Annotated in this window: 20 protein-coding genes; 3 read left to right on the top strand and 17 right to left on the bottom strand. The window is 63.1% G+C overall.

The window, feature by feature from the left end:
- Positions 1 to 179 precede the first annotated feature (179 nt).
- From ACTWJ5_RS26700 to ACTWJ5_RS26670, 7 genes are all read right to left on the bottom strand, one after another.
- Positions 180 to 1277, bottom strand: coding sequence for a DUF1513 domain-containing protein (locus ACTWJ5_RS26700; RefSeq protein WP_444436872.1), 1098 nt, complete (start codon positions 1275 to 1277; stop codon positions 180 to 182).
- A 146-nt stretch (positions 1278 to 1423) separates the two neighbouring features.
- A complete protein-coding gene (locus tag ACTWJ5_RS26695; RefSeq protein WP_444436871.1) occupies positions 1424 to 2485 on the bottom strand; it encodes an imelysin family protein in 1062 nt (353 codons plus the stop codon).
- A gap of 10 nt (positions 2486 to 2495) precedes the next feature.
- Entirely contained in the window at positions 2496 to 3914 is a 1419-nt protein-coding gene (locus ACTWJ5_RS26690; protein ID WP_444436870.1) for a di-heme oxidoreductase family protein, read from the bottom strand.
- Positions 3915 to 4090: 176 nt separating this feature from the next.
- Complete coding sequence (locus tag ACTWJ5_RS26685; protein ID WP_074982318.1) at positions 4091 to 5437, bottom strand: imelysin family protein; 1347 nt, start codon at positions 5435 to 5437, stop codon at positions 4091 to 4093.
- A 128-nt stretch (positions 5438 to 5565) separates the two neighbouring features.
- Positions 5566 to 7638 carry a putative bifunctional diguanylate cyclase/phosphodiesterase gene (locus ACTWJ5_RS26680; RefSeq protein ID WP_074982320.1) on the bottom strand — a complete coding sequence of 691 codons (2073 nt, stop codon included), beginning with the start codon at positions 7636 to 7638 and terminating at the stop codon, positions 5566 to 5568.
- A 193-nt stretch (positions 7639 to 7831) separates the two neighbouring features.
- The gene (gene sodB, locus ACTWJ5_RS26675) at positions 7832 to 8413 is read right to left on the bottom strand and encodes a superoxide dismutase [Fe] (RefSeq protein WP_074982322.1); all 582 of its coding nucleotides are present in this window, start codon (positions 8411 to 8413) and stop codon (positions 7832 to 7834) included.
- A 315-nt stretch (positions 8414 to 8728) separates the two neighbouring features.
- Positions 8729 to 9331, bottom strand: coding sequence for a LysE/ArgO family amino acid transporter (locus tag ACTWJ5_RS26670; protein WP_074982323.1), 603 nt, complete (start codon positions 9329 to 9331; stop codon positions 8729 to 8731).
- A gap of 175 nt (positions 9332 to 9506) precedes the next feature.
- On the opposite strand from ACTWJ5_RS26670, the gene ACTWJ5_RS26665 reads away from it, so the two are divergent.
- Entirely contained in the window at positions 9507 to 10406 is a 900-nt protein-coding gene (locus ACTWJ5_RS26665; protein ID WP_253391440.1) for a LysR family transcriptional regulator ArgP, read from the top strand.
- Here ACTWJ5_RS26665 and ACTWJ5_RS26660 read toward each other — a convergent pair.
- Positions 10393 to 11445 carry a saccharopine dehydrogenase family protein gene (locus tag ACTWJ5_RS26660; protein WP_444436869.1) on the bottom strand — a complete coding sequence of 351 codons (1053 nt, stop codon included), beginning with the start codon at positions 11443 to 11445 and terminating at the stop codon, positions 10393 to 10395. The genes ACTWJ5_RS26665 and ACTWJ5_RS26660 overlap by 14 nt on opposite strands.
- A 178-nt stretch (positions 11446 to 11623) precedes the next feature.
- Between ACTWJ5_RS26660 and ACTWJ5_RS26655 the strand changes: the two genes are divergently transcribed.
- The gene (locus ACTWJ5_RS26655; RefSeq protein WP_444436868.1) at positions 11624 to 12613 is read left to right on the top strand and encodes an NAD-dependent epimerase/dehydratase family protein; all 990 of its coding nucleotides are present in this window, start codon (positions 11624 to 11626) and stop codon (positions 12611 to 12613) included.
- Between the two features lie 81 nt (positions 12614 to 12694).
- On the opposite strand, the gene ACTWJ5_RS26650 is transcribed toward ACTWJ5_RS26655, so the two are convergent.
- The gene (locus ACTWJ5_RS26650) at positions 12695 to 12964 is read right to left on the bottom strand and encodes a hypothetical protein (RefSeq protein WP_074982337.1); all 270 of its coding nucleotides are present in this window, start codon (positions 12962 to 12964) and stop codon (positions 12695 to 12697) included.
- Positions 12965 to 13226: 262 nt separating this feature from the next.
- On the opposite strand from ACTWJ5_RS26650, the gene ACTWJ5_RS26645 reads away from it, so the two are divergent.
- Positions 13227 to 14069, top strand: a complete 843-nt coding sequence (locus ACTWJ5_RS26645) for an ATPase (protein ID WP_301500214.1) — start codon at positions 13227 to 13229, stop codon at positions 14067 to 14069.
- Positions 14070 to 14568: 499 nt separating this feature from the next.
- Here ACTWJ5_RS26645 and ACTWJ5_RS26640 read toward each other — a convergent pair whose 3' ends face one another.
- The 8 genes from ACTWJ5_RS26640 to ACTWJ5_RS26605 all read right to left on the bottom strand — a co-directional run bounded on the left by ACTWJ5_RS26640 (position 14569) and on the right by ACTWJ5_RS26605 (position 23327).
- Complete coding sequence (locus ACTWJ5_RS26640; protein ID WP_256512756.1) at positions 14569 to 15618, bottom strand: alkene reductase; 1050 nt, start codon at positions 15616 to 15618, stop codon at positions 14569 to 14571.
- A gap of 57 nt (positions 15619 to 15675) precedes the next feature.
- A complete protein-coding gene (locus ACTWJ5_RS26635) occupies positions 15676 to 16839 on the bottom strand; it encodes an MFS transporter (RefSeq protein WP_301500212.1) in 1164 nt (387 codons plus the stop codon).
- 48 nt (positions 16840 to 16887) lie between these two features.
- Positions 16888 to 17199 carry an ArsR/SmtB family transcription factor gene (locus ACTWJ5_RS26630; protein WP_444436867.1) on the bottom strand — a complete coding sequence of 104 codons (312 nt, stop codon included), beginning with the start codon at positions 17197 to 17199 and terminating at the stop codon, positions 16888 to 16890.
- Between the two features lie 368 nt (positions 17200 to 17567).
- Positions 17568 to 17954 carry an XAC2610-related protein gene (locus ACTWJ5_RS26625; protein WP_444436866.1) on the bottom strand — a complete coding sequence of 129 codons (387 nt, stop codon included), beginning with the start codon at positions 17952 to 17954 and terminating at the stop codon, positions 17568 to 17570.
- 52 nt (positions 17955 to 18006) lie between these two features.
- Positions 18007 to 18441 carry a hypothetical protein gene (locus tag ACTWJ5_RS26620; RefSeq protein WP_256512754.1) on the bottom strand — a complete coding sequence of 145 codons (435 nt, stop codon included), beginning with the start codon at positions 18439 to 18441 and terminating at the stop codon, positions 18007 to 18009.
- 261 nt (positions 18442 to 18702) lie between these two features.
- Positions 18703 to 19356, bottom strand: coding sequence for a hypothetical protein (locus ACTWJ5_RS26615; protein ID WP_444436865.1), 654 nt, complete (start codon positions 19354 to 19356; stop codon positions 18703 to 18705).
- A 138-nt stretch (positions 19357 to 19494) separates the two neighbouring features.
- Complete coding sequence (locus ACTWJ5_RS26610) at positions 19495 to 20538, bottom strand: tetratricopeptide repeat protein (protein WP_444436864.1); 1044 nt, start codon at positions 20536 to 20538, stop codon at positions 19495 to 19497.
- Positions 20535 to 23327 (bottom strand): hypothetical protein, encoded by a 2793-nt coding sequence (locus tag ACTWJ5_RS26605; protein ID WP_444436863.1) that lies wholly within the window; start codon positions 23325 to 23327, stop codon positions 20535 to 20537. The genes ACTWJ5_RS26610 and ACTWJ5_RS26605 overlap by 4 nt, the downstream gene beginning before the upstream one ends.
- Positions 23328 to 23366: the final 39 nt, after the last annotated feature.

Raw genomic sequence — 23366 nt, 5'->3', positions numbered from 1 at the left:
GGCCCGTTCCTGTATGACCGGCCCTGCCTTCGCGGGACTGCATAGGTTCCCGGAGCCTGGCGGGAATGCCCCGTTGCGGGGCAGAAGTGCGCACATTAGACGGAGTTCGCTGCCGCGTCAAAGTGCCTTGATTGCAGGACGTTTCCCCTCGCGGAGGATTTAGCGCGGCCCTGCGCGGTTCAGGAGGCCAGGTGCAGGTGGTTGTCCCAGAACGCCGGCGGCAGTTGCAGCGGCTCGGCGGCGATCTTCTCGCCGCGGCAGTCGTAGAGGCGGCAGCGGCCCTGGCCGGAGGTGACCACGAAGCCGTCCTTCACCGCGCCGACGCCGGCGCAGTCGGGCAGCGGCGCGTCCAGGCGCAGGGCACCGCTGTCCAGGTCCCAGATGAAGAAGCGGTTGCCGCGCGGCGCGGTCAGGGCCACCAGGCGCAGTTCGTCGTGCACCGCCACGCTGGCGGTGTACTGGACCATGGCTTGGCGCTGTTCCTCGCCCAGCGGGAAAGGCTGGAAGGGCTGGCCGGGGCGCTTGATGGCGAGCAGGTCGGCGGCCTCGTGGGCGTCGCCCATGAACTGCTGGCAGGCGACGATGGTGCCGTCGGCGGCGATGGCCAGGTGGCGCACGCTGTTCATCTGCTGGGCCAGGGTTTCCTTGGAGACCAGCGAGCCGTCGCGGCGCATCAGCACCAGGCTCGGTTCCATGGCGTCGAGGTTCATTTCCACCCGGCTTTCGGCCTCGGTGCGGATGCCGCCGTTGGCCACCACCAGGGTTTCGCCGTCGGGCAGCCAGGCCACTTCGTGGGGGCCCAGGCCGTGGGTCGGTACTTCACCGGCGTGCGCCAGCTTCTCGCCGTCGAAGCGGTAGATGCCGAGCAGGCCGCGGCCCGGGTCGGTGGTGTCGTTCTCGGTGGCGTAGAGCCACTCGCCGTCCTTGTGCCACACGCCGTGGCCGTAGAAGTGGCGGTCCGCCTGCGAGTCCAGGGTCTGCAGCAGGCGGCCGTCCTCCAGGCTCACCAGGTAGCTCTGGCGCCCCGGGCGACGGGCCACGAACAGCGCCAGCGGCAGCGTCGGGTGCTGGACGATGGCGTGGCAGCGCAGGCCCACTTCGGTGGCGAACGCGCAGCTGCCGTCCAGGCGGTAGCCCACCGCGTAGTGCTTGCCATCCGCGTCGTCGCGGGCGGACAGCAGCAGGGGCTCCTTGCCCTTGCGCGACAGCGTCCAGCCGCCGAAGGAGAGGGCGCCGAGCAGCAGGCTGCCCAGGCCGATCACGTGACGTCGCAGCATGGCGTTCACCTCTTTCACTTCATTCACCCCTGATCCGGCGAGCTAGAGCCAGGCTAGGCGGAGAGACACGGCGAATGCGGAGTTTGCATCTGCAAATGAGCAATTCGACGTGTCTGTCCAACGACGCATGGCCGACGCTCGACTGGTCAGTCGCCGTCGTTGGCGTTGAAGCCCAACTGCACGTTCAATGCCTTGGCCAGCTCGCCCTCGTGCAGGCGGTGGACCACGTTCAGGCTGTCGTACAGCTCGTTGAGTTGCTTGATCCCGGCGTCGTCCTTGAGCAGTTCGCCCAGGGGCTGCTTGAGCGCGGCGAACTTGCCGTGGACGTCGGCGTAGGCGGCGTCGATCTTGCCGGCCAGGTCCTTCTGCTCGCTCGGCAGCAGGGTGCGCAGGCCCTTGCCGTCGGTGCCCTTCCACAGCGCCTCGGCGCCGTTCAGGCTGGACTCCAGGCTGGCCAGGGAGATGTCGCTGCGCCAGTTTTCGGCCTGGAACGGCTGCGGGATGCCCTTGCTCTGGCGGCCCAGCGGGGTGCCGAGCTTCTTCTTCAGCATGTCCAGGGCGGTGACCTGCACGCGCATCATCTCGGCGATGGCCTCGTGGGCGTCGGCGTAGCGCTCGTTGGGGAACTTGCTCATCTGCGCGAGCATGCCGTTGTCGGCCTTCCAGCGCGTCAGGATGTCCTGGGCCAGGGCCTGCTGGTGCTCGCCGATGGCTTCCAGCAGCGGGCAGTAGCGCGCGCGGGTGGCGGCGTCGGCCAGGTCGATCCTGGCGTCGAAGAGGATGTATTCGTAGGCGGTCAGGCCCTGCACCACCACGCTGGACTTGGCCAGGGTGGCGGGGGTGATCTGCGCGTCGCCGTTGAGCAGTTGCTCGACCTGGCGCGCCACCAGGTTCTTCTTGTCCGGGTAGAACTGCACCTGCCAGGCTCGGTTGCCCTCGGCCAGCGGGCCGATCAGCAGCGGCTGCAGCTCGGCCCAGGCCTTCTGCGCGGCGACGAAATCGGCGCGAGCCTTGGCCAGCTCTTCCTTGCCCTGGCAGAAGGCCAGGGAGCTGGCGGCCAGGGCGCGGTCGGCGTCGACCCAGCGGCTGTAGGCCGGCAGGATCACCTGCTGGGCCAGCGCGGCGCTGGTGGTCGCCTGCGGGTCCTGCGGCGAGCAGGCGCCCAGGGCGATGGCGAGGCTGGTGAGCAGTAGTCGGGGGCGGAACATGTTCGGCTCCTTAGAGTGAATTCAGGAAGTCCAGCAGGGCACTGCGCTGCGCGGCGTCGAAGGCCAGTACCCGCTGCCTGGCCGCCTCGGCCTCGCCGCCGTGCCAGAGCACGGCTTCCAGCAGGTTGCGCGCGCGCCCGTCGTGGAGGAACTGGGTATGGCCGTTGACCACCTCGGTCAGGCCGATGCCCCACAGCGGCGGGGTGCGCCAGTCGCGTCCGCTGGCGAGAAATTCCGGGCGATTGTCCGCGAGTCCCTCGCCCATGTCATGTAGTAGAAGGTCGCTGTAGGGGCGGATCACCTGGTTGGCCAGTTCCGGCTCGGCGGCGTCGGGCCCGGTGGTGAACTTCGGGGTGTGGCAGCCGGCGCAGCCGGCCTGGTGGAACAGCGCCTTGCCGGCCAGCACCTGCGGGTCGTCGACCTTGCGCCGCGCCGGCACCGCGAGGTTGCGCGCGTAGAAGGCGACCTGATCGAAGATGCGCTGGCTGACCTCGGGCTTGCCGCCGTCGACGGCCTGGCGGCAGTCGACCTGGGCCTCGGTGCAGTCGTCGCTGGGCAGCAGGGGGCTGGTCAGGCCCATGTCGCCGGAGAAGGCGTGGGCGTTCTGCTGCGCCACGTCGGGCTGCCCGGCCTTCCAGCCGAAGCGGCCGAGCACGGTCTGCTGGCGGGCGTCGTCCCAGACGCGGTTGGCGCGGCCGCGGATGCCGTCGCCGTTGCGGTCCTCGGCGTCGGCATTGGCCAGGATCGCCGCTTCGGGGATGGCCTCCAGCAGGCCCAGGCCGATCATCGGCGGGGCGACGCGGGCGGAGAACAGGGTGTCCGGGTGCATGGGGCCGTAGCCCAGTTCGGTGAGGCGCAGGATCGGCTTGCGCAGCTCGACTTCGGTGCCGTCCTTGAAGCTCACCTTCAGCGGTTCGTAGTCCATGCGCACCCGCGCCTCGGGGGCCACGCCGGGAATCGCCGAGTCCTGCAGCTGGCCGCCGTAGACCGGCTCGGGCACCACGCCCAGGCGCTTGAGGGTGCGTGCGTCCTCGGCGCCGGCGGGAATCGACAGGCGCACCAGCATGGACACCGCGTTGATGTCCTTGGGCCCCGGCGGATGGCCGCGGCCGTCCTTGATGTGGCAGTTCTGGCAGGCGTTGGTGTTGTACAGCGGCCCCAGGCCGTCGCGCGCGGTGGTGGTGGTGGGCGCGATCACCCAGGGGTTGCGGAAGAAGCTGTTGCCCACGCTGAAGTCCAGGCGGCGGCTGGGCGTGAGGTTGCCCGAGGGCATGGAGTAGGCGTTGCGGTCGGCCTGGTACACGGTGGCGCCGCCGCCGGACAGGGCCTCGCCCGGTTCGGCCACCGCCTTGGGCTCTTCGCGACCGCAGCCGGCGAGGGCAAGGGTAGCGAGCAGGGCGGCGAGGGCTGCGGTTGGACGGCGGTACATCGAGGCGATCCAGGCTGAAAAACGGGCGGGCCATCTTAGCAGTTGGGCAAATGCAAATATGAAAAATTTGTATTCGCTATTGCCGTGTGGCCCGGATGAAACGCCAAGGCCCCGGTTCGCGGGGCCTTGGGTTAGCCGGAGTGCGCTGCGGCCGGTTGCCGCAGCGCGGGCGTCGATCAGAACTGGTGATCGGCGTTGTCCGGTTTCAGGTCCTGGATGCCCAGGGCGGCGGCGGCCTTCTCGATGGCGCCGGTCTGCTTGACCAGGGAAGCGATGGTGTCGCTGATGATCTTGTGGTCGGCCTCGTCGGCCGGGGCGATCATCTGGTCGAAGTGCACGCCATCCTTCTCAGCGCGGTCGACGATGGCCTGCATCTTGGCCTGGGTGGCGTCGAGGTCGGCCTTCAGGTCGGTGTTGGCCTGGGCATCGGCCTTGGCCACCAGGTCGGCCACGCTCGGGCCCTTGACCACGCTGCCATCCACGCGCTTGTACTCGCCCAGGTAGATGTTGCGGATGCCTTCGGCGTTGAAGTACAGGGTGTGGTGGGTGTTGTCGCTGAAGCAGTCGTGCTCGTCTTCGGTGGAGTTGGCTTCCAGGGCCACCTTCATGCGCTCGCCGGCCAGCTCGCCCAGGGACAGGCTGCCCATGCCGAAGAAGATCTTGCGCAGGTTGGCGTCGGCGCCGTCGGCTTCCAGCTTGGCGCGGTAGTTGTCGGCGACGCCGGCCTTCCAGTTGCCGACCATTTCTTCCAGCTGGGCCACCAGCAGGTCGGTGACGGCTTTCAGGTAGGCCGCGCGGCGGTCGCAGTGACCGTTGGTGCAGTCCTTGCCCTGGACGTAGTCGGTGTAGGGGCGGTTGCCGGCGCCGGGCTTGGTGCCGTTGAGGTCCTGGCCCCAGAGGAGGAACTCGATGGCGTGGTAGCCGGTGGCGACGTTGGCTTCGGAGCCGGCCACTTCGTTCAGGCTGGCCAGCTTCTCGCCGGTGATTTCCTTGACGTCGATCTTGTCTTCGCCGACCTGGATCTCGGTGTTGGCGACGATGTTGGCGCTGGCGGCCGGGTTGCCCTCGGCGTGCTGGTAGTCCTTGGCGACGTAGTCGATCAGGCCTTCATCCAGCGGCCAGGCGTTGACCGCGCCTTCCCAGTCGTCGACCACCTTGTTGCCGAAGCGGAAGGCTTCGCTCTGCGAGTAGGGCACGCGCGCGGCCAGCCAGGCCTCGCGGGCGGCCTTGAGGGTTTCTTCGCTGGGCTTGGCGAGGAAGGCGTCGACGGCCTTCTGCAGGGCCTGGGCGGTAGTCAGGGAGTCGCTGAAGACGGCCTCCGCCATGTCCGCGTAGTTCTTCACCACGGCCTTGACCGCGGCCTCGTCGACCTTGGCGGCGGCCGGGGCGGCGCTCTGGGTGCTGGCGGCCGGGGTGGCGGCCTGGCTGGCCGGGGCGGAAGCTTCTTTCTTGTCGTCGCCGCAGCCGGCGAGGGAGATAGCGATGGCCAGCAGGCTGGCGGTGGCCCAGGGCATACGAGTCATGGCGGGTTCCTTAGCATGAGGGTGGCGCAAAAAGGTGTGCGCAACGAAAGCGGCAACATAATGCGAAAGATTTGCATTTTTGAAAAGGCCGCGCTTGCGATTTGCCAGCAGCCTTCACAGCGGGGGGATCAGCGGCGTTCGATGCTGGAGCTGCCGGCGGCCTCGGCCAGGCGCCGCGCCTGCTTCAGATAGAGGGTCAGCTCGCGCGCCGGCAGCGGCTTGCTGTACAGGTAGCCCTGCCCCTCGTGGCAGCCCTGGTCGATGATGTAGGCCTCCTGCTCGATGGTCTCCACGCCCTCGGCGATGACCTGCATGCCCAGGCTCTTGCCCAGCTGGATGATGGCCCGGACGATGGTGGCGTCGTCGTCGTCCTGCAGCAGGTCCTGGACGAAGCTCTTGTCGATCTTGATCTTGTCCAGCGGCAGGCTCTTCAGGTAGCTGAGCGAGGAATAGCCGGTGCCGAAGTCGTCGATGGCGATCAGCGCGCCGGCGCGGCGCAGGCTGAGCAGGTGCTGGGCGGCGGTGGAAATGTCTTCCATCAGGCCGGTCTCGGTGACTTCCAGCTCCAGCGAGCGCGGCGGCAGGCGGTGGATCTGCAACAGGTTGCTGACCACCCTGGGCAGGGCGTTGTGGCGCAGCTGCACGGTGGACAGGTTGACCGCCAGGCGCAGGTCGTCGAAGCCCTGGTCGTGCCATTCGCGCAGTTGCTTGCAGGACTGGTCGAGCACCCATTCGCCGATGGCGAAGATGCTGCCGTTCTGCTCGGCCAGGGGGATGAACAGGTCCGGCGCGACCCAGCCCTGGGTCGGGTGCTGCCAGCGCAGCAGGGCCTCGACGCCGACCACGCGGTGGTCGCGGTAGTCCACCTGCGGCTGGTAGACGATGTGCAGCTCGTTGCGCGACAACGCCTCGCGCAGGTCCTTCTCCAGCTCGCGGCGGCGGCGCATCTCGCTGTCGACGCTGGCGATGTAGAACTGGTAGCGGTTGCGCGAGCGGGTCTTGGCCAGGGTCATGGTCTGCTCGGCCTTCTGCAGCAGCTTCTCGGTGCTCTCGCCATCCTCGGGGTAGAGGGTGATGCCGATGGTGGCGCGCAGTTGCACCGGCTGCTCGTCGAGCTGGAAGGGCAGCTCCAGGTCGTCGAGGATCTGCTGGGCCAGTTCCGCCGCCTCGTAGGGCTGCTCGATGTCGGCCTGGACCAGGGCGAACTGGTCGCCGCCCAGGCGCGCCAGGGCGCCGAGCTGGGCGCTGTGGCCGCGCAGGCGGTCGGCCAGGGCGATCAGCAACTGGTCGCCGAACTGGTAGCCGTGCTGCTCGTTGATGCCCTTGAAGTCGTCCAGGCCCAGGCACAGCACCGCCACGCGGCGCTCCTCGCGGCCGGCGTCGGAAAGGATCTGGTCCAGGCGCTGCTGCAGCAGCTTGCGGTTCGGCAGGCCGGTGAGGAAGTCGTACTGGGAGATGCGCAGCAGGCTGTTCTCCGCCTCGCGGCGCAGGTGGCCGTTGCGCTCGATGGATTCCAGCAACTGGTTGGCGGTGTTGATCCACAACCCCAGTTCATTGTGCTCGTGGCCGGCCAGCATCGGCAGCTTGTGCTCGCCGGGGCGGTCGGGGTTGATGCTGGTGAGGTGGTCGATGATGCGCCACAGCGGCTTGGTCAGCAGCCAGTGGTAGACCAGGAACAGCACCAGGCCCATGGCCAGGGCGCGGAGGATGCCGGAGAGGAAGATGATCACCGAGGTGACCACGAAGTCCTGGCCGTAGGGCGCGGTGTCCAGGGTGATCTTCAGGTCGCCGTAGTACTCGCCGGGCTCGCCGCGGCCGACCAGGCGGATGGAATAGTGCTGCTCGGGGCCGAGGATGGGGTCGGTGAGCCAGCGGGTGGGGGAGTCCAGCAGCGGGCGGGATTTCTCCGCCAGCATGGGTTCGTCGGGGTGGCCGATGGCGGCGTAGCGCACCGCTTCATGCTGGAACAGGCCTTCGAGCACCTGCATGGCCATGTCGCGGTCCAGGCTGTAGACCGCCTGGGTGGACGGGTCGCGGACCATGGCGAGGATCCGCTGGGCATCGTTGTGCACCGCCTGCCGCGCCTTGTGGGCGTCGAAGACGATCTGCGCGCAACTCAGGACGACACCCACCACCAGCGCCGCGAGCAGTACGACGCGCAGCAGCTTGAGGGAGAGCCTGTGCCGGGGGTCCAGTTTCAAGGGTGCTTTCCTTGTTCATCGCCATCCGGCGAAAGACAGGTCTGAGTATTGGCAAACGGAGCTTTGACGTCAAAGGGCCATCACCCTTTTTCCGACCAAATCCGACTCTCAGGTTAGCCGAGCCTTGTCCTTCTGGCGCGCAGAAAGCAGAAACCCGGCTTCAGGCCGGGTTTCCGCGGAGCAACCGAGGGTATCAGGCAGCGAAGTTCTTCGCCACGTAGTCCCAGTTGACCAGGTTCCAGAAGGCTTCGACGTACTTCGGACGCAGGTTGCGGTAGTCGATGTAGTAGGCGTGTTCCCACACGTCGCAGGTCAGCAGCGGGGCGTCGCCGCTGGTCAGCGGGTTGCCGGCGCCGATGGTGCTGGCCAGGGCCAGGGAACCGTCGGCCTTCTTCACCAGCCAGGCCCAGCCGGAGCCGAAGGTGCCGATGGCGGTCTTGGTGAACTCTTCCTTGAACTTGTCGAAGGAACCGAAGGCGGCGTTGATGGCGTCGGCCAGGGCGCCGGTGGGCTGGCCACCGCCGTTGGGAGCCAGGCATTCCCAGTAGAAGGTGTGGTTCCACACCTGGGCGGCGTTGTTGAAGATGCCGCCCGAAGAGGTCTTGACGATGTCTTCCAGGCTCTTGCCTTCGAACTCGGTGCCCGGGATCAGGTTGTTCAGGTTCACGACGTAGGCATTGTGGTGCTTGTCGTGGTGGTACTCGAGGGTTTCCGCGGAAATGTGCGGCTCAAGGGCGTTCTTGGCGTAAGGCAGCGGCGGCAATTCGAAAGCCATGGTGTCTCTCCTATCTTCCTCAGGTCAGGGCTAGCGCGGCGAACGCGCGACCGGTACACGGGGCCGGTTCGGTTATTGTCGCGGCATCCGTACGTAGCGCCCCTGCTCCGCAGAGCGAGGCGCGCGTCGGGTGCGTCCAGCAGGCCTAGCAGGCTGGCGCCGCGAAGGTCGGATCATAGCACCCGCCCCCCGGCATATCCACGCAGCAACTGTAGGGGCAAAGGCCCATCGCTGCGCGGCGCAGGGCGTTCGCCGCGATTCGCTATAGCTGACTGTGATGACCGTTCGACGTTCGTTTTTTCGTCCCGCCGACGTTCAGCTAGCCAGCACCAGTTGGCTGGCCATGCCGAGCATCATCACCGCCACCATCAGGTCGACCAGCCGCCAGGTGGCCGGACGCGCCAGCCAGGGCGCGAGCCAGGCGGCGCCCAGGGCCAGGGTGAAGAACCACAGCAGCGAGGCGCTGGCGGCGCCCATGGCGTAGGCGCCGGGGGCGGCCTGCTGGGCGCCGAGGGAGCCGATCAGCAGCACGGTGTCCAGGTACACGTGGGGGTTGAGCAGGGTCACCGCCAGCGCCGCCATCAGCACCGCGCGGCGCGAGCGCGGGCCGGTCTGCCCGGCCTCGCCCATGGCCTGCGGGGCGATGGCGCGGCGCAGCGCCTTGGCGCCGTACCAGGTCAGGAAGATCACCCCGCCCCAGCGGGCCACGGCCAGCAGCGTCGGGTTCTCCGCCAGCACCTTGGCCAGGCCGAACACCCCGGCGCTGACCAGCACGGCGTCGCACAGCACGCAGAGCGCGGCCACCGACAGGTGATGCTCGCGGCGCAGGCTCTGGGCCAGGACGAAGGCGTTCTGCGCGCCGATGGCGATGATCAGGCCGGCGGCCACCAGCAGGCCGTTGAGGTAGCTCTGCCACATGTTCAGGCCCTCCCTTGGCGGCTGGGGCGCTGGCGGGGCAGCGAAGGAACGGGGAGGGTCAGGCCAGGCATGGTCGGGCTCCGGTGGGCGGGTTCGAGGGGGAATGCCTGGCGAGTCTGGGGGTTGTGCCTGTATAAGGAAAACGAATCCTGTTGATGGCTCATTAGGAAAACTGATGTTCGACTACAAGTTGCTGGCCGCCCTGGCGGCGGTGGTGGAGCAGGGCGGCTTCGAACGCGGCGCCCAGGCCCTGGGCCTGTCGCAGTCGGCGATCTCGCAGCGCATCAAGCTGCTCGAAGCGCGCGTCGGCCAGCCGGTGCTGGTGCGCGCGGCGCGGCCGCAGCCCACCGAGCTGGGCCGCCGCCTGCTCAACCACGTGCAGCAGGTGCGCCTGCTGGAGGGCGACCTGCAGCAGTGGGTGCCGGCGCTGGACGAAGGCGGCTCGCCCGAGCGCCTGCGCCTGGCGCTCAACGCCGACAGCCTGGCGACCTGGTGGGCCGCTGCCATCGGTGACTTCTGCGCCGAGCGCCGGGTGCTGCTGGACCTGGTGGTGGAAGACCAGGAGGTGGGTCTCAAGCGCATGCGCGCCGGCGAGGTGGCCGGCTGCCTGTGCGCCAGCCCGCGGCCGGTGGCGGGGGCGCGCAGCGAGCCGCTGGGGGCGATGCGCTACCGCGGCCTGGCCAGCCCGTCGTTCGTTGCCCGGCACTTCCCCAAGGGGGTGCGCGCCGAGGCGCTGGCACGGGCGCCAGCGATCGTCTACGGCCCGGATGACCAGTTGCAGCACCGCTACCTCGCCGACCTCGGCGTGGACGGCACCTTCATCTACCACCTGTGCCCCTCGTCCGAGGGCTTCGTGCGCATGACCTGCGGCGGCCTGGGCTGGGGCCTGGTGCCGGAGCAGCAGGTGCAGGGCGAGCTGGCCCGCGGCGAACTGGTGGAACTGCTGCCGGGCCAGGTCATCGACGTGCCGCTGTACTGGCACCACTGGCGCAACGGCGGCGAGCTGCTCGCCGCGCTGACCGCCCACCTGCTGCGCCGGGCCGCCGCCAGCCTGGTGCCGATCAGCCGCGGATGACGATGCGCCCGCTGCCCGGCAGGGCCTCCACGCAGCGCGGGCCGAACAGCTGCGAGGGCGTGAAGTAGCCGCCGGGGCCGTCGTGGCCGAGCAGGTGGCGCACAGCCAGGAGCACGCCGTGCACGGTGACGTCGTAGCCGTTGGCGGTCTCCAGGCGCGCGGTGCGCCGCTCGCCGCGGCCGTTGCGCACCTCGCCCCAGACCCAGGTGCGCAACCGGCCGCGCGCCTGCTCGTCGGGGCCCTTCACGCGCCGCTGCATCTGGCGCTTGAGCCAGTGCTGGACGCCGTCGCGGCCGAGCAGCGGGCGCAGTGGGTCGATCAGGCGCATGCCCATGGCCGCCAGCGGCGGCGCTGGCAGGTACACCTCGATGTTGGGGATGCCGGTGCTGTAGAAGGCGGTGGCGACGTCGCCCCAGGGAATGCTCACGGCATGCTTGAGGCCGCGGCCGAAGTCGATGTCGCGGCGCTTGTAGCCCAGCGGCACCTCCACCAGGCGGCCGTCGCGGCGCACCTTGCCGCCCAGCTTCAGGCCTTCCACCGTGGTCGCGGCGGTGCCCGGCGAGAGCCCGCTGCCGGTGTCGAAGCCCAGCGCCAGTTGGGTTGCATCGGGCAGGGCCTCGGCCAGGCAGGCGGCGACGCAGTCGGTGGGGATGACGTCGAAGCCGACGCCGGGGCAGACCACGCAGCCGGCGGCGCGGGCGCGTTCATCCAGGCCGTGGGCGTGTTCGAAGACGCCGATCTCGCCGGTGATGTCGACGTAGTGCGTGGCATTGGCCAGGCACGCCTCCAGCAGGGGCGCGGCGGTGGCGGAGAAGGGCCCGGCGCAGTTGGCCAGCACGGCGACGTCGGCCAGGGCCGCGCCCGCGCCCTCGGCGCCGAATACCCGGCACTCCAGGCCCAGCACGCTGCCCAGCGCCTGCACGGCGGCGGGATCGCGCCCGCCCAGCAGCGGGCTCAGGCCCTGGCGTCGGGCCTCCTCGGCCACCAGGCGGCCGGTGTAGCCGTTGGCGCCGTAGATCATCCAGTAGGGCTTGCTCATTCGGGGCCTCGCACAGGGAACGGGGAAGGATCGTCGGGGTTCTAACCGGCCTCGGCGCCGGCTGTCACCCGGCCGCGAGTCGGGCGGCTCGCAAGGACGCCGTTCTGGCGTGCGCGGCCAGCGTGGCCGGGCGGGTGGCCTGCTAGAGTCGGCAGACAACAACTATAGAGGTGCGTGCATGAAGATTCTGGTCACCGGCGCCAGCGGGTTCATCGGCGGGCGTTTCGCCCGCTTCGCCCTGGAACAGGGCCTGGCGGTGCGCGTCAACGGCCGTCGCGCCGAGGCCCTGGAGCCGCTGGTGCGGCGGGGCGCGGAGTTCATGCCGGGCGACCTGGCGGACGCGGCCCTGGTGCGGCGCCTGTGCGAGGGCGTCGATGCGGTGGTGCACTGCGCCGGCGCGGTAGGCGTGTGGGGCTCCTACGAACACTTCCACCAGGCCAACGTGGTGATGACCGAAAGCGTGGTCGAGGCCTGCCTGAAACAGGGCGTGCGGCGCCTGGTGCATCTGTCCTCGCCGTCGATCTACTTCGACGGCCGCGCCCACGTCGGCCTGAACGAGGACCAGGTGCCGACGCGCTTCGCCAACCACTACGGCGCCACCAAGTACCAGTCGGAGAAGGTCGCCCTGGGCGCCGCCGAGTTCGGCCTGGAGGTGCTGGCGCTGCGCCCGCGCTTCGTCACCGGCGCCGGCGACACCAGCATCTTCCCGCGGATGATCGCGGCACAGCGCAAGGGCAAGCTGAAGATCATCGGCAAGGGCCTGAACAAGGTCGACTTCACCAGCGTGCAGAACCTCAACGATGCCCTGTTCAGCGCGCTGCTGGTCACCGGCACCGCGCTCGGCCAGGCCTACAACATCAGCAACGGCCAGCCGGTGCCGCTGTGGGACGTGGTCAACTACGTGATGCGCCGCCTCGACCTGCCGCCGGTGACCGCGCACATGCCCTATCCCCTGGCCTGGTCGGTGGCGGCGCTGAATGAAGGCCTCTGCTACCTGCGCCCGGGCCGTCCCGAGCCGGTGCTCACGCGCATGGGCATGGCGGTGCTGGCCAAGGACTTCAGCCTGGATATCAGCCGCGCCCGCCAGTTCCTCGGCTACGAGCCGCGCGCCAGCCTGTGGGACGCGGTGGACGAGTTCTGCGACTGGTGGAAAGCCAGCGGGCTCTGAAGCATCCGTCGCGGCTTTCGTAGGATGGGTAGAGCGCAGCGAAACCCATCGCCCGGGATCCTGCTGCACTCGACCCCGCCGTCACCCGCGCAACGGCCCCGAGTAATGCCGCTGCCCGGACTCGCTGGGCAGGAAGCTCGGCTCCTGCACCACCCGCGGCAGGCGCACGCCGCTCAGCTCGCTGAGGCGTTGGCCCAGCTCGCGGGTATCGTCCCGGCTGGAGCCCTCGCAGGCGCGCAGCATGAGCGCGATGGCATCGGCCTGCTGGAACTGGATGTCCAGCGCCTGTTCCTCGCGCAGACGGCGGCGCAGTTCGCGCATGCAGTCCAGGATGGCCTTGTTGAATTCGATCACCCAACTCCCTCCCCCGCAGTGGGCGCCAGGGCGGCGCCGGTGCGGAGGCAGAGCAAGGCATATGCCATACTGTCGCCTTGCCATTATTTCCGCGGCCTGGCGGGAACCCCGGCCGCGCCGGCGTGGTCTCTGCCAGGGCCCGTGCGCGCCGCCGCGGTGCGCCGCGCCCCCCGATGGCGCGCTGTCCAAGCCGTCGGCGCGAACGGATATACTGCGCCCTGCGCAGGCGCCATGCCGCTTTCCCCCACAGGTTTCCTTCATGCGTAACGACAGTTTCGACGACTTCGACGATGTGCCCAGCCTGACCACCGACGCCGCCGACCGCGACGAGTTCGGCCACCATCCGCGCCGCGTCTACGAGCCCGACGGCAAGCGCCTGGCGCCCCAGCCCAAGGCCCAGGGCGGCAGCACCGGCCCGCTGTGGGCGCTGGTGGCGGCCATGGCCATCGCCCTCGGCGGCGTGGCCTGGTGGAGCCACCAGCAACTGACGCTGATGGAGCAGCAACTGATCGCCACCCAGGAAAGCTTCGCCAAGATCAGCGAGGAAGCCGCCGGCCGCCTCGACGATATCCGCGGCAAGTTCGTCCAGAACGAGTCCTCGGTGACCAGCGAGCGCGAGCAGCTCAAGCTGCAGGTCAAGCAGCTGCAAGGCCGGCTCGCCGACCAGGCGCGCCAGCAGCAGGACTCGCTGTCGCAGATCGACGGCCAGCAAGCCAAGCGCCTCGACCAGTTGAACAGCGAACTCAAGGCCCAGCAGGACAGCGCCGCGCAACTGATCGCCCAGCTCGACGGCAAGATCAAGTCGCTGGCCGACGAACAGGCCAAGGTGAAGAGCCTGCAGGGCGACCTGGCCACCGCCAACACGCAGATCCAGAGCCTGAGCGCCGACATCGCTGCACTGAAGAAGCGCGGCGACCAGAGCCCGTCGATCAAGAGCATCCAGGACGACCTGCTGATCCTGCGCAGCGAAGTCGAAGGCAAGCAGGGCCAGCAGGGCGGCAGCACCGCCGAGTTCGACGCCTTCCGCGCCCAGGTCACGCGCAACATCAACGCGCTGCAGGCGCAGGTGCAGAACCTCCAGCAGCAGTTGACCAACCGCTGAGCCCCGTGTAGAAGCGGGCCCTGCCCGCGATTCGCGCGCAGGGCGCGCTCCTACATGGTTTGTAATGGTATTCACCGATGGTTTTCGTGCTTTGGGTTGGCTCCGTTCCCTCTCCCTAACCCTCTCCCTGAAGGGCGAGGGGACCGTTCGGTGCGGCCTGGTTTTCCCGAGTTAGCCGGTTGGCACAGTAGTTTCCAGCAGAAACCATACCTTCTCTCGGCACGGACAAGCCCCCTCTCCCTGAAGGGAGAGGGGCCGTTCGGTGTGGCCTGGTTTTCCCGAGTCAGCCGGTTGGTACTGTAGTTTCCAGCAGAAACCATACTTTCTCTCGGCACGGACAAGCTCCCTCTCCCTTCAGGGAGAGGGTTGGGGAGAGGGGCTCTAGGCCCTTCGCAAACTCAACCCATCCTACGAAAAGCGCGCCGGCGCAGTTGGCAACATATCCGCCACAAACGAAAAGGGCGCCTCCCGAAGGCGCCCTTTTCTTCATGCCCTGTCCTTACAACCGCGGGTAGTCCAGATAGCCGACCGGCCCCTTGGCGTAGAAGGTTTCCGGATGCGCTTCGTTCAGCGGCGCATCCTTGGCCAGACGCTCCACCAGGTCCGGGTTGGCGATGAAGGGGATGCCGAAGGCCACCGCGTCCGCCTTGCCGCTGGCCAGCCAGGCGTTGGCGCTGGCCTTGGTGAAGCGCTCGTTGGCAATGTACGGGCCGCCGAAGATTTCCTTCAGTTTCGGGCCGATGCTGTCGGGGCCTTCCTTCTCGCGGGTGCAGATGAAGGCGATGCCGCGCTTGCCCAGTTCGCGGGCCACGTAGCCGAAGGTCGCCAGCGGATCGGCGTCGCCCATGTCGTGGGAGTCCATGCGTGGCGCCAGGTGCACGCCGACGCGGCCGGCGCCCCAGATTTCGATGGCGGCGTCGGTGACTTCCAGCAGCAGGCGCGCGCGGTTCTCGATGGAGCCGCCGTACTGGTCGGTGCGCTGGTTGGTGCTGCTCTGCAGGAACTGGTCGAGCAGGTAGCCGTTGGCGCCGTGGATCTCCACGCCGTCGAAGCCGGCGGCCTTGGCGTTCTCGGCGCCCTGGCGGTAGGCCTCGACGATGTCGGCGATCTCCTCGGTCTCCAGCGCGCGCGGGGTGACGAACTCCTTGATCGGGCGCACCAGGCTGACGTGCCCGGCCGGCTTGATGGCGCTGGGCGCCACCGGCGTTTCACCGTTCAGGTACAGCGGGTCGGAGATGCGGCCGACGTGCCACAGCTGCAGCATGATGCGCCCGCCGTTGGCGTGCACGGCCTTGGTCACGTTGCTCCAGCCGCGCACCTGGTCGTCGGACCAGATGCCGGGGGTGTCGGGGTAGCCGACGCCCATGGGCGTCACCGAGGTGGCTTCGCTGAGGATCAGGCCGGCGTCGGCGCGCTGGGTGTAGTACTCGGCCATCAGCGCGTTGGGCACGCGGCCCTCGTCGGCGCGGCAGCGGGTCAGCGGGGCCATGATGATGCGGTTCGGCAGTTGCAGGTCGCCGAGGGTAATCGGGTCGAAGAGCGTGGTCATTGCTGCGGTGCTCCGTTACGGGATGTTCGGTGAGGGTTCGGTGGATGTTCGATAGGTTCAGTCCAGGACGGGCTGCGCCTGGTTGGGCTTGCCGCTGAAGGCGATCATCACCGCGATCAGCGCCAGTACTGCGAGCAGGGCGCCGGCCAGGGGCACGCGGGTCAGCCCCAGGCCATGGTCGATGACGCTGCCGCCGACCCAGGCGCCGATGGCGTTGCCGACATTGAAGGCGCCGATGTTCAGGGTGGCGACGAGATTCGGCGCGGCCTGGCCGACGCGCACCACGTTGACCTGCAGGGCCGGCACGGCGGCGAAGGCGGCCGCGGCCCAGACGAACAGGGTGATCTCGGCCGGCAGCAGCGAGTGGCTGGTCCAGCTCAGCGCCGCGGAAACCACGGCCATGGTGGCGAACACCCCGGCCAGGGTGGTGCCCAGGCGCCAGTCGGCGAGGCGGCCGCCGAGGATGTTGCCGAAGGTCAGGCCCAGGCCGATCAGCACCAGGGTCCAGGTCACGCCGCGCGGTGACACCTGGGTGACCTCGCCGAGCAGCGGCGCGACGTAGGTGAACAGGGCGAACACCGCGGCGGAGAACAGCACGGTGGTGGCCAGCGCCAGCCACAGCTGGCCGCTGCGCAGGGCCGCGGCTTCCTGGCGCAGGTCCACGGCCTCCTCGTCGTGCCCGGCGGGCAGGATGCGCCACAGGCCGATGAGCGCGAACACGCCGATCACCGTCACCACCCAGAAGGTCGAGCGCCAGCCGGCGACCTGGCCCAGTGCGGTGCCCAGGGGCACGCCGAGCACGTTGGCGAGGGTCAGCCCGGTGAACATCAGCGCCACGGCGGAAGCCCTGCGGTTGGCCGGCACCAGGCCGGCGGCGACCACCGAACCGATGCCGAAGAAGGCGCCATGGCACAGCGCGGTGACGATCCGCGCCAGCATCAGCATGCCGTAGCTGGCGGCGACGGCGCAGAGGAAGTTGCCGAGGATGAAGATGCCCATGAGCATCAGCAGCGCGCGCTTGCGCGGCAGCTTGGCGGTCAGCAGCGCCATGATGGGCGCGCCGATGGCCACGCCGAAGGCATAGCCGCTGACCAGCCAGCCGGCGCTGGGGATGGACACCGCGAGGTCGCCGGCCACGTCCGGCAGCAGCCCCATGATGACGAATTCTGTGGTGCCGATGGCGAACGCGGACAAAGCGAGGACGAGAAGCGGAAGGGGCATGCGCCTGCTCCTGGAAGAAAGTGGGACGTTCTAGGCAGTTCGCTGCGGCTACAGCGCTTCGCTCAAGTGGCGAACAAAGGCCGCGATGGTGTCTTCATTGCGTTTGAAGAAGTGCCACTGGCCGATTTTCCGACTGGTCACCAGGCCGGCGCGCTGGAGGGTGGCCAGATGCGCCGAGACGGTGGATTGCGACAACCCGGTGCGCTGGTCGAACTTCCCGGCGCAGACGCCGATGGAGAAAGGCTGGTGTTCCTGCTCGTCGAAATAGCGCTCCGGCTCCTTCAGCCAGCGCAGCATGTCGCGCCGCACGGGGTGGGCCAGGGCCTTGAAGATTTCATCGAGGTTCAGTGCTTCGCTCATCGCTGCCTTTGTGTGTATCGCTTGGGAACGAACTATATATCGGTGAAAAACGATATGAATTCGTTTGAGCTGATGATGATGATCGATGGGGTTGATAGTAGGCGAGCGGAGGGAGAGAAGGGCAGGTCATCAGGCCGGTTGGTGGGGGGCTGGCCAGGAGTAGGAGAGACCGTGGGCTGAAGGGGATGATGTACTTTTACTGTGTTGGTTCGGTCTGGTTAGTAAGGGAGAGAGAATGAATCTTCTCCCGCTATGCGAAAACTGTAAATCTCTCAGAAATGAGGCGGTTGCATAAAAAACCATTTATTCATTTCTTCTGAATGTTGTTCTACATGTCTTAGGCATGTTTTTCTCAAAATATGTGCTGATTAATGATTGTTTTTTTGAGCTTTTTTCAAATTTATAAATTCGTCGCCACATCTTGGAAATGTTTCATGGAAATCATTGCTCTTTGAACTGTAGATGAATACTCTGTGTATAGAATACGAGCCCATACCATCGTCCAAGTACCAAATAGCAAAGTCGGGAAGTCCGTCAAAATTATAGTCTTCCACGTCAATATGAAGTTGCTTTTCTGTATCGAAGTCGATGGTCCTGCTATTCTTCAAGTTTGTTTCATTTTTTATTTTTATGGTGGAATTCTGTGTGATTAGCGTTATTGAATTCCCAGGTGACGGACTGAAGATTACTTCCTGTGCCTGCGCGCAAGAAGTGAAAATAAAACTAAAAATAATAGCTGTTTTAGGAAGTGGCATGCTGAGGCTTATATTAGAAGTGGTGAAAGGAGAAAGATAGGTTCTTTGTTTCTTAGTCGGAAATTTTTGCTATCTTTTCTTTTAGCTGTACAGGAGATGGAGCCTCCAGTACTAGCGGTTGTTGACCACCTCCTGAGGTTTGGTCTATCCACTCATCATTGGATGTCCATTGTCCAGTGCAATACGCTGCAGATCTTGACTGCATGACGCAACCGTTGTTCATGTTGATAATTTCGCAGTGTGATAATTCAGTTTCTTTCGTTGACCCATCTTCAAGATACTTTGTCCCAGTTTCTCCGCGCTGGAGAGTAAGGATTTTTTTACTTGGAGAGAGTGATTCGCCAAATATAGAGAAGAGTTCTTTTGTGTCCTCTATACTGCTATGTTCTGGGGATTGCTCTTTCTTGTATATCAGGAACTGCTTTCGTTGGTCTTTGAATGTTATCTTTTGCCATGTTTTTGCATGATCGCTCCAGTTATCCAGCATGACTTGGGTGTCCACTCCTTTTAGTAACTCTGGTGTGCCAGTCATTCCCTTGGATTCACAAGTGTAAACCGAGAGAGCTAAGATGATAGACGTAACTATAGGTTTTGACATGTTAATCATTGCTCTCAACAGTGTCACATCACCCTACTAGACAGATAAAGAGGAAGAATTGCTTATGATCTGAGTTAGCGGACTGTGTACTTGGATAAAGCATTAGCTTTATATGTATTATTTTTTAGCCATGAAATACGGTGCTTTGTATTACAGGATGACGGAGATTTTTATCCATTTCTCGATTTCTTTTCCTTTGGCTGTTATATGTTTTATTTTTAGTTTCCCATTCTTATATTCTGTGGCGCTGACTATATCTCCTTTTGTCAAATACATTTTTGTCGGGGTTTCAGCCGTCGCTGAGTCCCAAAGCAGAGCTTTTTTTGATGTGATTTTTAGTCTTGTTTCAGATGAAAGCTCTAACTTACTGCTGTTGAACAAGAAATCCTTTGTGATGCTTTTTATACTGGCTGGCTCTAAGAATTGATTTTCTGTTTTTAGAGTGAGCTCTGAATTGGCTAGATTTTCGCTTGATGCTGGGACCTTTATTGAGTGAGTGGCATAAATTAATTTTGTATTGTTCACATCTATAGCTATAAGGTATATGTTGTTTGGGTATTCAAAGTATAGGTTTGCCTGGTTGTTAATTTTCTCAAGGTGAACTGTTTTCTCTTGTATGTCAGATGGCTCTATTAATGTGGTGTTTTCCGTTACTGTTTGGGCGGGGTTCGCATTTTTTATTATTAATTTTGCTAACCTGTTGTTGTTTGTTATGCAAACTACTGATTTTTCAAATCTTACTTCGCTATATTTTTCGTAGCCAGCTTCTTTAGGGCACTCGGCGTTAGTGCTGGCGTTTACCATGCTTGAAAATGCAGATAGTAACGCTCCTATGTATAGACATAGGTCCTTATATCTAATGCACATTCGACTATTCCCTCAAAGTCTATGGGAACGCTATGCTTCTGTATTTTAATTATATTAAGTTGGCCCGTATCAGCATTACTGTGTGCGGTCCAAAATTCGTGATGGAATTTTTCCACCTTTGTCTGCAGATCTCATTAGTTCCACATAGTGAAGATAATTCTCCTTGGCTGAAGCGTGATTCCCTGCTCCCCAATAACTGTCAGCAAGGTTGAGGTATGCAACTGTTCGCTGTGGGTTATCCTGGATTACCTTTCGTAGTAGCGTAATTGCTTCAGCATAGTGGCCGGTCTGCTCAAAGAGGAACCCTAGGTTGTTGCTGAAAGTAAGATCTTGTGGAAGGTAATATTTTGAGATGATGTAGCTTTCTGGTGGGCATGTTTCGGAGTCGCCGCCTGATTCAATTAGGGATGAAACTATTTCTTTTAGTTTGCTTTTGTTTCGCGATTTGTATTCTTTCATGGCGTTTTCATAGATAGATAATGTTTGGTTGGTTAGGATCTTTGCTCCATAGGATTCATTTGAGTTCAGCTGTTTTCTTATGGTTTTTAAGCGCTCGAAGGTCTCAGTTCCGTCAAAATTACTGAGAGTTTCTTCTATTGAAGGACTTGCTATCTTGTAAACAGCAGTGACAGATTGGTCGCACTGATTATTATTTTGTACAGAATACAGTGCGTTTAATTTGAAATCTTTTGCTTCGCTTTCATAGCTATAAACTATGTTGAAATTATTCTGAGTGTTTCCATCTTCTATAGTAACTAGGATTATTTTGTCGAATTGATAATCCGTCTTTTCTGATACTTCGAAAACTTCTGATTGATTGTCTATTAGACCTAAAGAGCCACTATGGGGACTGGTTGTTTCAAGTTTGAAGCCATCGTAGCTGCTAGGTGAGTATTCGTTCGGAATTGTGGTCAATATATTTTCTGAGTCAAGTAATACACGATCCCTTTTAGGGGAGAGAATAATTAGGCGCTGCTTGCCGGTAGAGTCTCTTGGATATATCTCTATAATGTTCTTCTGCTTGGTGTCGGAAAGATTTGATAGTTTTTCAATTGGTGGGGCCGCAAATGAAACTGCCGATACCAAAAATAATGCGGGAGTAAAAAGCATGGGCTTCATTTCATGATCTCGTATATTTCGGTGAAGTTGGTTCTGCGAGTTGCGTAGCTGTCAGTATGTTTATTGACAACCTCTGTTATTTTGTCGGTGCTTGCAGTGGTGGCTTGGACCAAGTTATTTATTTTGTGCATTTCCCAAAAGCCCATTGCGGATAGAAGCCCATATTTTGTTTCTATAACTTGGTCTGGATTGCCAGTGAAGTCCAGTTCACTTTCTTCTGGGAGTTTGTTCTTTAATATATTTTCCACAGCCCGATAGTTGGACTTCCAAGTGAGCTGTATAAAGCCCTTTCCCTTGAACATTAGTCCTTCTTCGCATCCACCTTGCTGCAGAGTGAAATTTTCACTGGGCCCACAGCAGCAGTAAACTCGTTTGGCAATTTCGTCGACTTGTGGGGTTTGCGTGTAAGCATAATTGTTGTCTACCTTTATGTATGCAGTTTTCTGTGCAGAGGAGAGATGATTGTACTCTGTACGAGAAATTCGTTTATATCCCAGCGCGTCTGCTTCGTTAGGGTAGTTGTCAAAATATCTCTTGAATTTGTCCTTTAACCCTTGGACCGAATACCAAAGGGACTCTTCTTTTCCTTTTAGTGCGCTTCCGACTTCCGTTTTAACTTGGGCTAAGAATTGAGAGATTCTGTCTCTGGTATTTATTTCAAATCGATCTGCATACTCGTTGAATATTTTTCTGAACTCATTTCTGCTGCTTTCTGGAGAGTCCGGAAATATTTTTACTATTTGTTCATGCGTTAATAGTTTCTTGGCAGTAGCCAAGAATGAGGAAGCCAAGGTTGAGGGATGAATATGCCATGTTTTGTCCACTTTGCTAATTTGGCTATTTTCTTGTAGCTTGTCCCACCAAAGCAGGGACCTTATCCTTTCTTTCTCTCGGCTCCAATCTTTCTCCCCCTCCTTGGTCATATAACAATTCAACGCCTCCCACTTACTCAAGCCAGGGTCGGCATACCACTCGCTTTCATATTGGATGATCAGCCGGCTGATCGACTGCGCGTGCCAGGGTTTGCCGAGGGCGTTCCTGATCTCCTCGGGGGTGAGTTTTTCATCGTTGTTGGTGTCGATGATGTCGTACAGCCGTTCCTTGATAGGCCCGCTGTCGCCTTGGTTGATCTGGGCCTGGTAGTTGGTCTTCTCGCCATCGTCCAGTACGCCATCGCTGCTGAGCTTGCACGCATATTGGTCGCTCAGGGTGCTGGTTTCCTTGATGAAGTCGAAGCCTTCCCAGTCCCAGGGATGCAGGCGGGGAGTAATGAGTTCGTCTTCCTTCACCCAGCCTCTGATCGGTTGGCCATCCTTGCCGGGCATGTTTTCCAGCTTCCACCATCGTTCGGTGGTGGTGGTGCCGCCCGTGGTCGTGGTGAGGGTGATTTTCCTTTCCGCTGGCAGGGCTTCGAGTACGGCCAGGGGCAGGATCATGTCGTAGGCGGTGGGCTGGCCGGGATCGGAGACCTGTGGCGGGTTCTCTTGGGTGGCGTCTTCCCGGGTGATGAGCTTGGTTTCGGAGGGAATCTTCAGCAGGGTCTTCTGTTCCGGCTTGAGTTGCTTCGCCCTGGCGCGGCTCTGGGTAACGAAGGCCTCCATGTCGTCGCAGGTGAAGACTTCCAGATGCAGGAGATCCTGCGGGGCGCCTTGCGTCGCGGCCTGGTACTTGCCGAGGTGGCCGATCAGCGCGCCGGCCTGGATCGGGACAGGAGGCTCGACGAGGAACACGCTATCCCGCGCCTGGGGTTCCTTGATGGCCTCCAGGTCCTTCACCCACACGTAGCCTTCGCTTGCCAGTTGCTCGGCGCTCACCGCGGGCGTGGCGCTGTCTTGGATAATCGCGAGGAGCTTGTGGTAGCTCTTGGTGGTGGCGGTGGGGGAGACGCGTACCTGGGTTCCCGCAGGGAGAAGGCCAAGGATGGGAGAGTTCCCGTTGGCGGCCGAGCGGATGTTCGCGCCTTTCTGAGCGGGCTCGATGGGGTCCTTGGCCTTGTGGTTGACGATATGGCGGCCTTCACCCAGTGCTTTCAGCACCGAACCGTCGGCAGGGCCCTTGTGCAGGTAGCCGGTATTTTCCGCGAGCCCCGCTACGGCGGGGGTGGCGCGGATAAACTTCAACCAGTTCGGGTTGATGCCCGGCCCGGCGGCTTCCGCCTCGACCAGGGTGCCGCGGGGCAGCACACCCAGTACGGTGCCGTTCGGCGTTGCGCGGACCCGCAGGCCCTGGAGCTTGTCGGGAGCGCCTTGCTTGACGATGCGGGTATCGCCTGCCCAGAAGGCCGGCCGTTCCAGCTCGGGCTTGTCCTGGTAGCCCTGCCAGTCCATCAGGTGCATGTACAGGCTGTAGAACGTCAGGTCCGGTTCCGCGGCCGGGGGCGTCGCGGCGGGCTGGGGGCCGCCGGTAGCTGGAGTGGCCGGGGCGGGAACCGGTGGCAATTCCAATCGATGCCTCACCAGCACGAAGCCGGTGGAGTAGATCGTCTCGTGAGCGCTCGCGCCTTCGCCATAGGTGAGCGTCTTGTACTTCTCGTCGATGCGATAGGCGACCACTTCGCCGTCGGCGATGCAGCGGACGGACGATTGGTCCAGCTGTGCGCCGGTGTTCTGGTCGAAGTGCACGCCACCGTGCCACAGGCCGTTGCTGGAGACCGGGTAGAAGCCGCTTCCGGCCTTCGCCAGCGCGTCGTAGTAGACCTGCGGATCGGTGATTTCGCTGCTCGCGCCGCCGTTACTGCCCTTGGCCTTGAAGGGGTAGGACCAGCGCTCGACTTTCTTCTGCTTTTCCATGGTGATGTTCCGTTTTCAGCTCCATTGGGACGGCGCACC

Origin of the sequence: Pseudomonas sp. A6 (assembly GCF_052367875.1) — a bacterium.
Taxonomy (GTDB): Bacteria; Pseudomonadota; Gammaproteobacteria; order Pseudomonadales; family Pseudomonadaceae; genus Pseudomonas; species Pseudomonas citronellolis.
This window is presented reverse-complemented; position numbering and strand designations above follow the sequence as displayed.

Excerpts from the sequence above, each read along its gene's own strand:
- ACTWJ5_RS26685 (WP_074982318.1), bottom strand. The coding sequence starts at position 5,437 with ATGACTCGTATGCCCTGGGCCACCGCCAGCCTGCTGGCCATCGCTATC.
- ACTWJ5_RS26625 (WP_444436866.1), bottom strand. The coding sequence starts at position 17,954 with ATGCCACTTCCTAAAACAGCTATTATTTTTAGTTTTATTTTCACTTCT.
- ACTWJ5_RS26700 (WP_444436872.1), bottom strand. The coding sequence starts at position 1,277 with ATGCTGCGACGTCACGTGATCGGCCTGGGCAGCCTGCTGCTCGGCGCC.
- ACTWJ5_RS26610 (WP_444436864.1), bottom strand. The coding sequence starts at position 20,538 with ATGAAGCCCATGCTTTTTACTCCCGCATTATTTTTGGTATCGGCAGTT.
- ACTWJ5_RS26645 (WP_301500214.1), top strand. The coding sequence starts at position 13,227 with ATGCGTAACGACAGTTTCGACGACTTCGACGATGTGCCCAGCCTGACC.
- sodB (WP_074982322.1), bottom strand. The coding sequence starts at position 8,413 with ATGGCTTTCGAATTGCCGCCGCTGCCTTACGCCAAGAACGCCCTTGAG.
- ACTWJ5_RS26605 (WP_444436863.1), bottom strand. The coding sequence starts at position 23,327 with ATGGAAAAGCAGAAGAAAGTCGAGCGCTGGTCCTACCCCTTCAAGGCC.
- ACTWJ5_RS26615 (WP_444436865.1), bottom strand. The coding sequence starts at position 19,356 with ATGGTAAACGCCAGCACTAACGCCGAGTGCCCTAAAGAAGCTGGCTAC.
- ACTWJ5_RS26620 (WP_256512754.1), bottom strand. The coding sequence starts at position 18,441 with ATGCTGGATAACTGGAGCGATCATGCAAAAACATGGCAAAAGATAACA.
- ACTWJ5_RS26695 (WP_444436871.1), bottom strand. The coding sequence starts at position 2,485 with ATGTTCCGCCCCCGACTACTGCTCACCAGCCTCGCCATCGCCCTGGGC.
- ACTWJ5_RS26640 (WP_256512756.1), bottom strand. The coding sequence starts at position 15,618 with ATGACCACGCTCTTCGACCCGATTACCCTCGGCGACCTGCAACTGCCG.
- ACTWJ5_RS26655 (WP_444436868.1), top strand. The coding sequence starts at position 11,624 with ATGAAGATTCTGGTCACCGGCGCCAGCGGGTTCATCGGCGGGCGTTTC.
- ACTWJ5_RS26665 (WP_253391440.1), top strand. The coding sequence starts at position 9,507 with ATGTTCGACTACAAGTTGCTGGCCGCCCTGGCGGCGGTGGTGGAGCAG.
- ACTWJ5_RS26635 (WP_301500212.1), bottom strand. The coding sequence starts at position 16,839 with ATGCCCCTTCCGCTTCTCGTCCTCGCTTTGTCCGCGTTCGCCATCGGC.
- ACTWJ5_RS26660 (WP_444436869.1), bottom strand. The coding sequence starts at position 11,445 with ATGAGCAAGCCCTACTGGATGATCTACGGCGCCAACGGCTACACCGGC.
- ACTWJ5_RS26690 (WP_444436870.1), bottom strand. The coding sequence starts at position 3,914 with ATGTACCGCCGTCCAACCGCAGCCCTCGCCGCCCTGCTCGCTACCCTT.
- ACTWJ5_RS26630 (WP_444436867.1), bottom strand. The coding sequence starts at position 17,199 with ATGAGCGAAGCACTGAACCTCGATGAAATCTTCAAGGCCCTGGCCCAC.
- ACTWJ5_RS26670 (WP_074982323.1), bottom strand. The coding sequence starts at position 9,331 with ATGTGGCAGAGCTACCTCAACGGCCTGCTGGTGGCCGCCGGCCTGATC.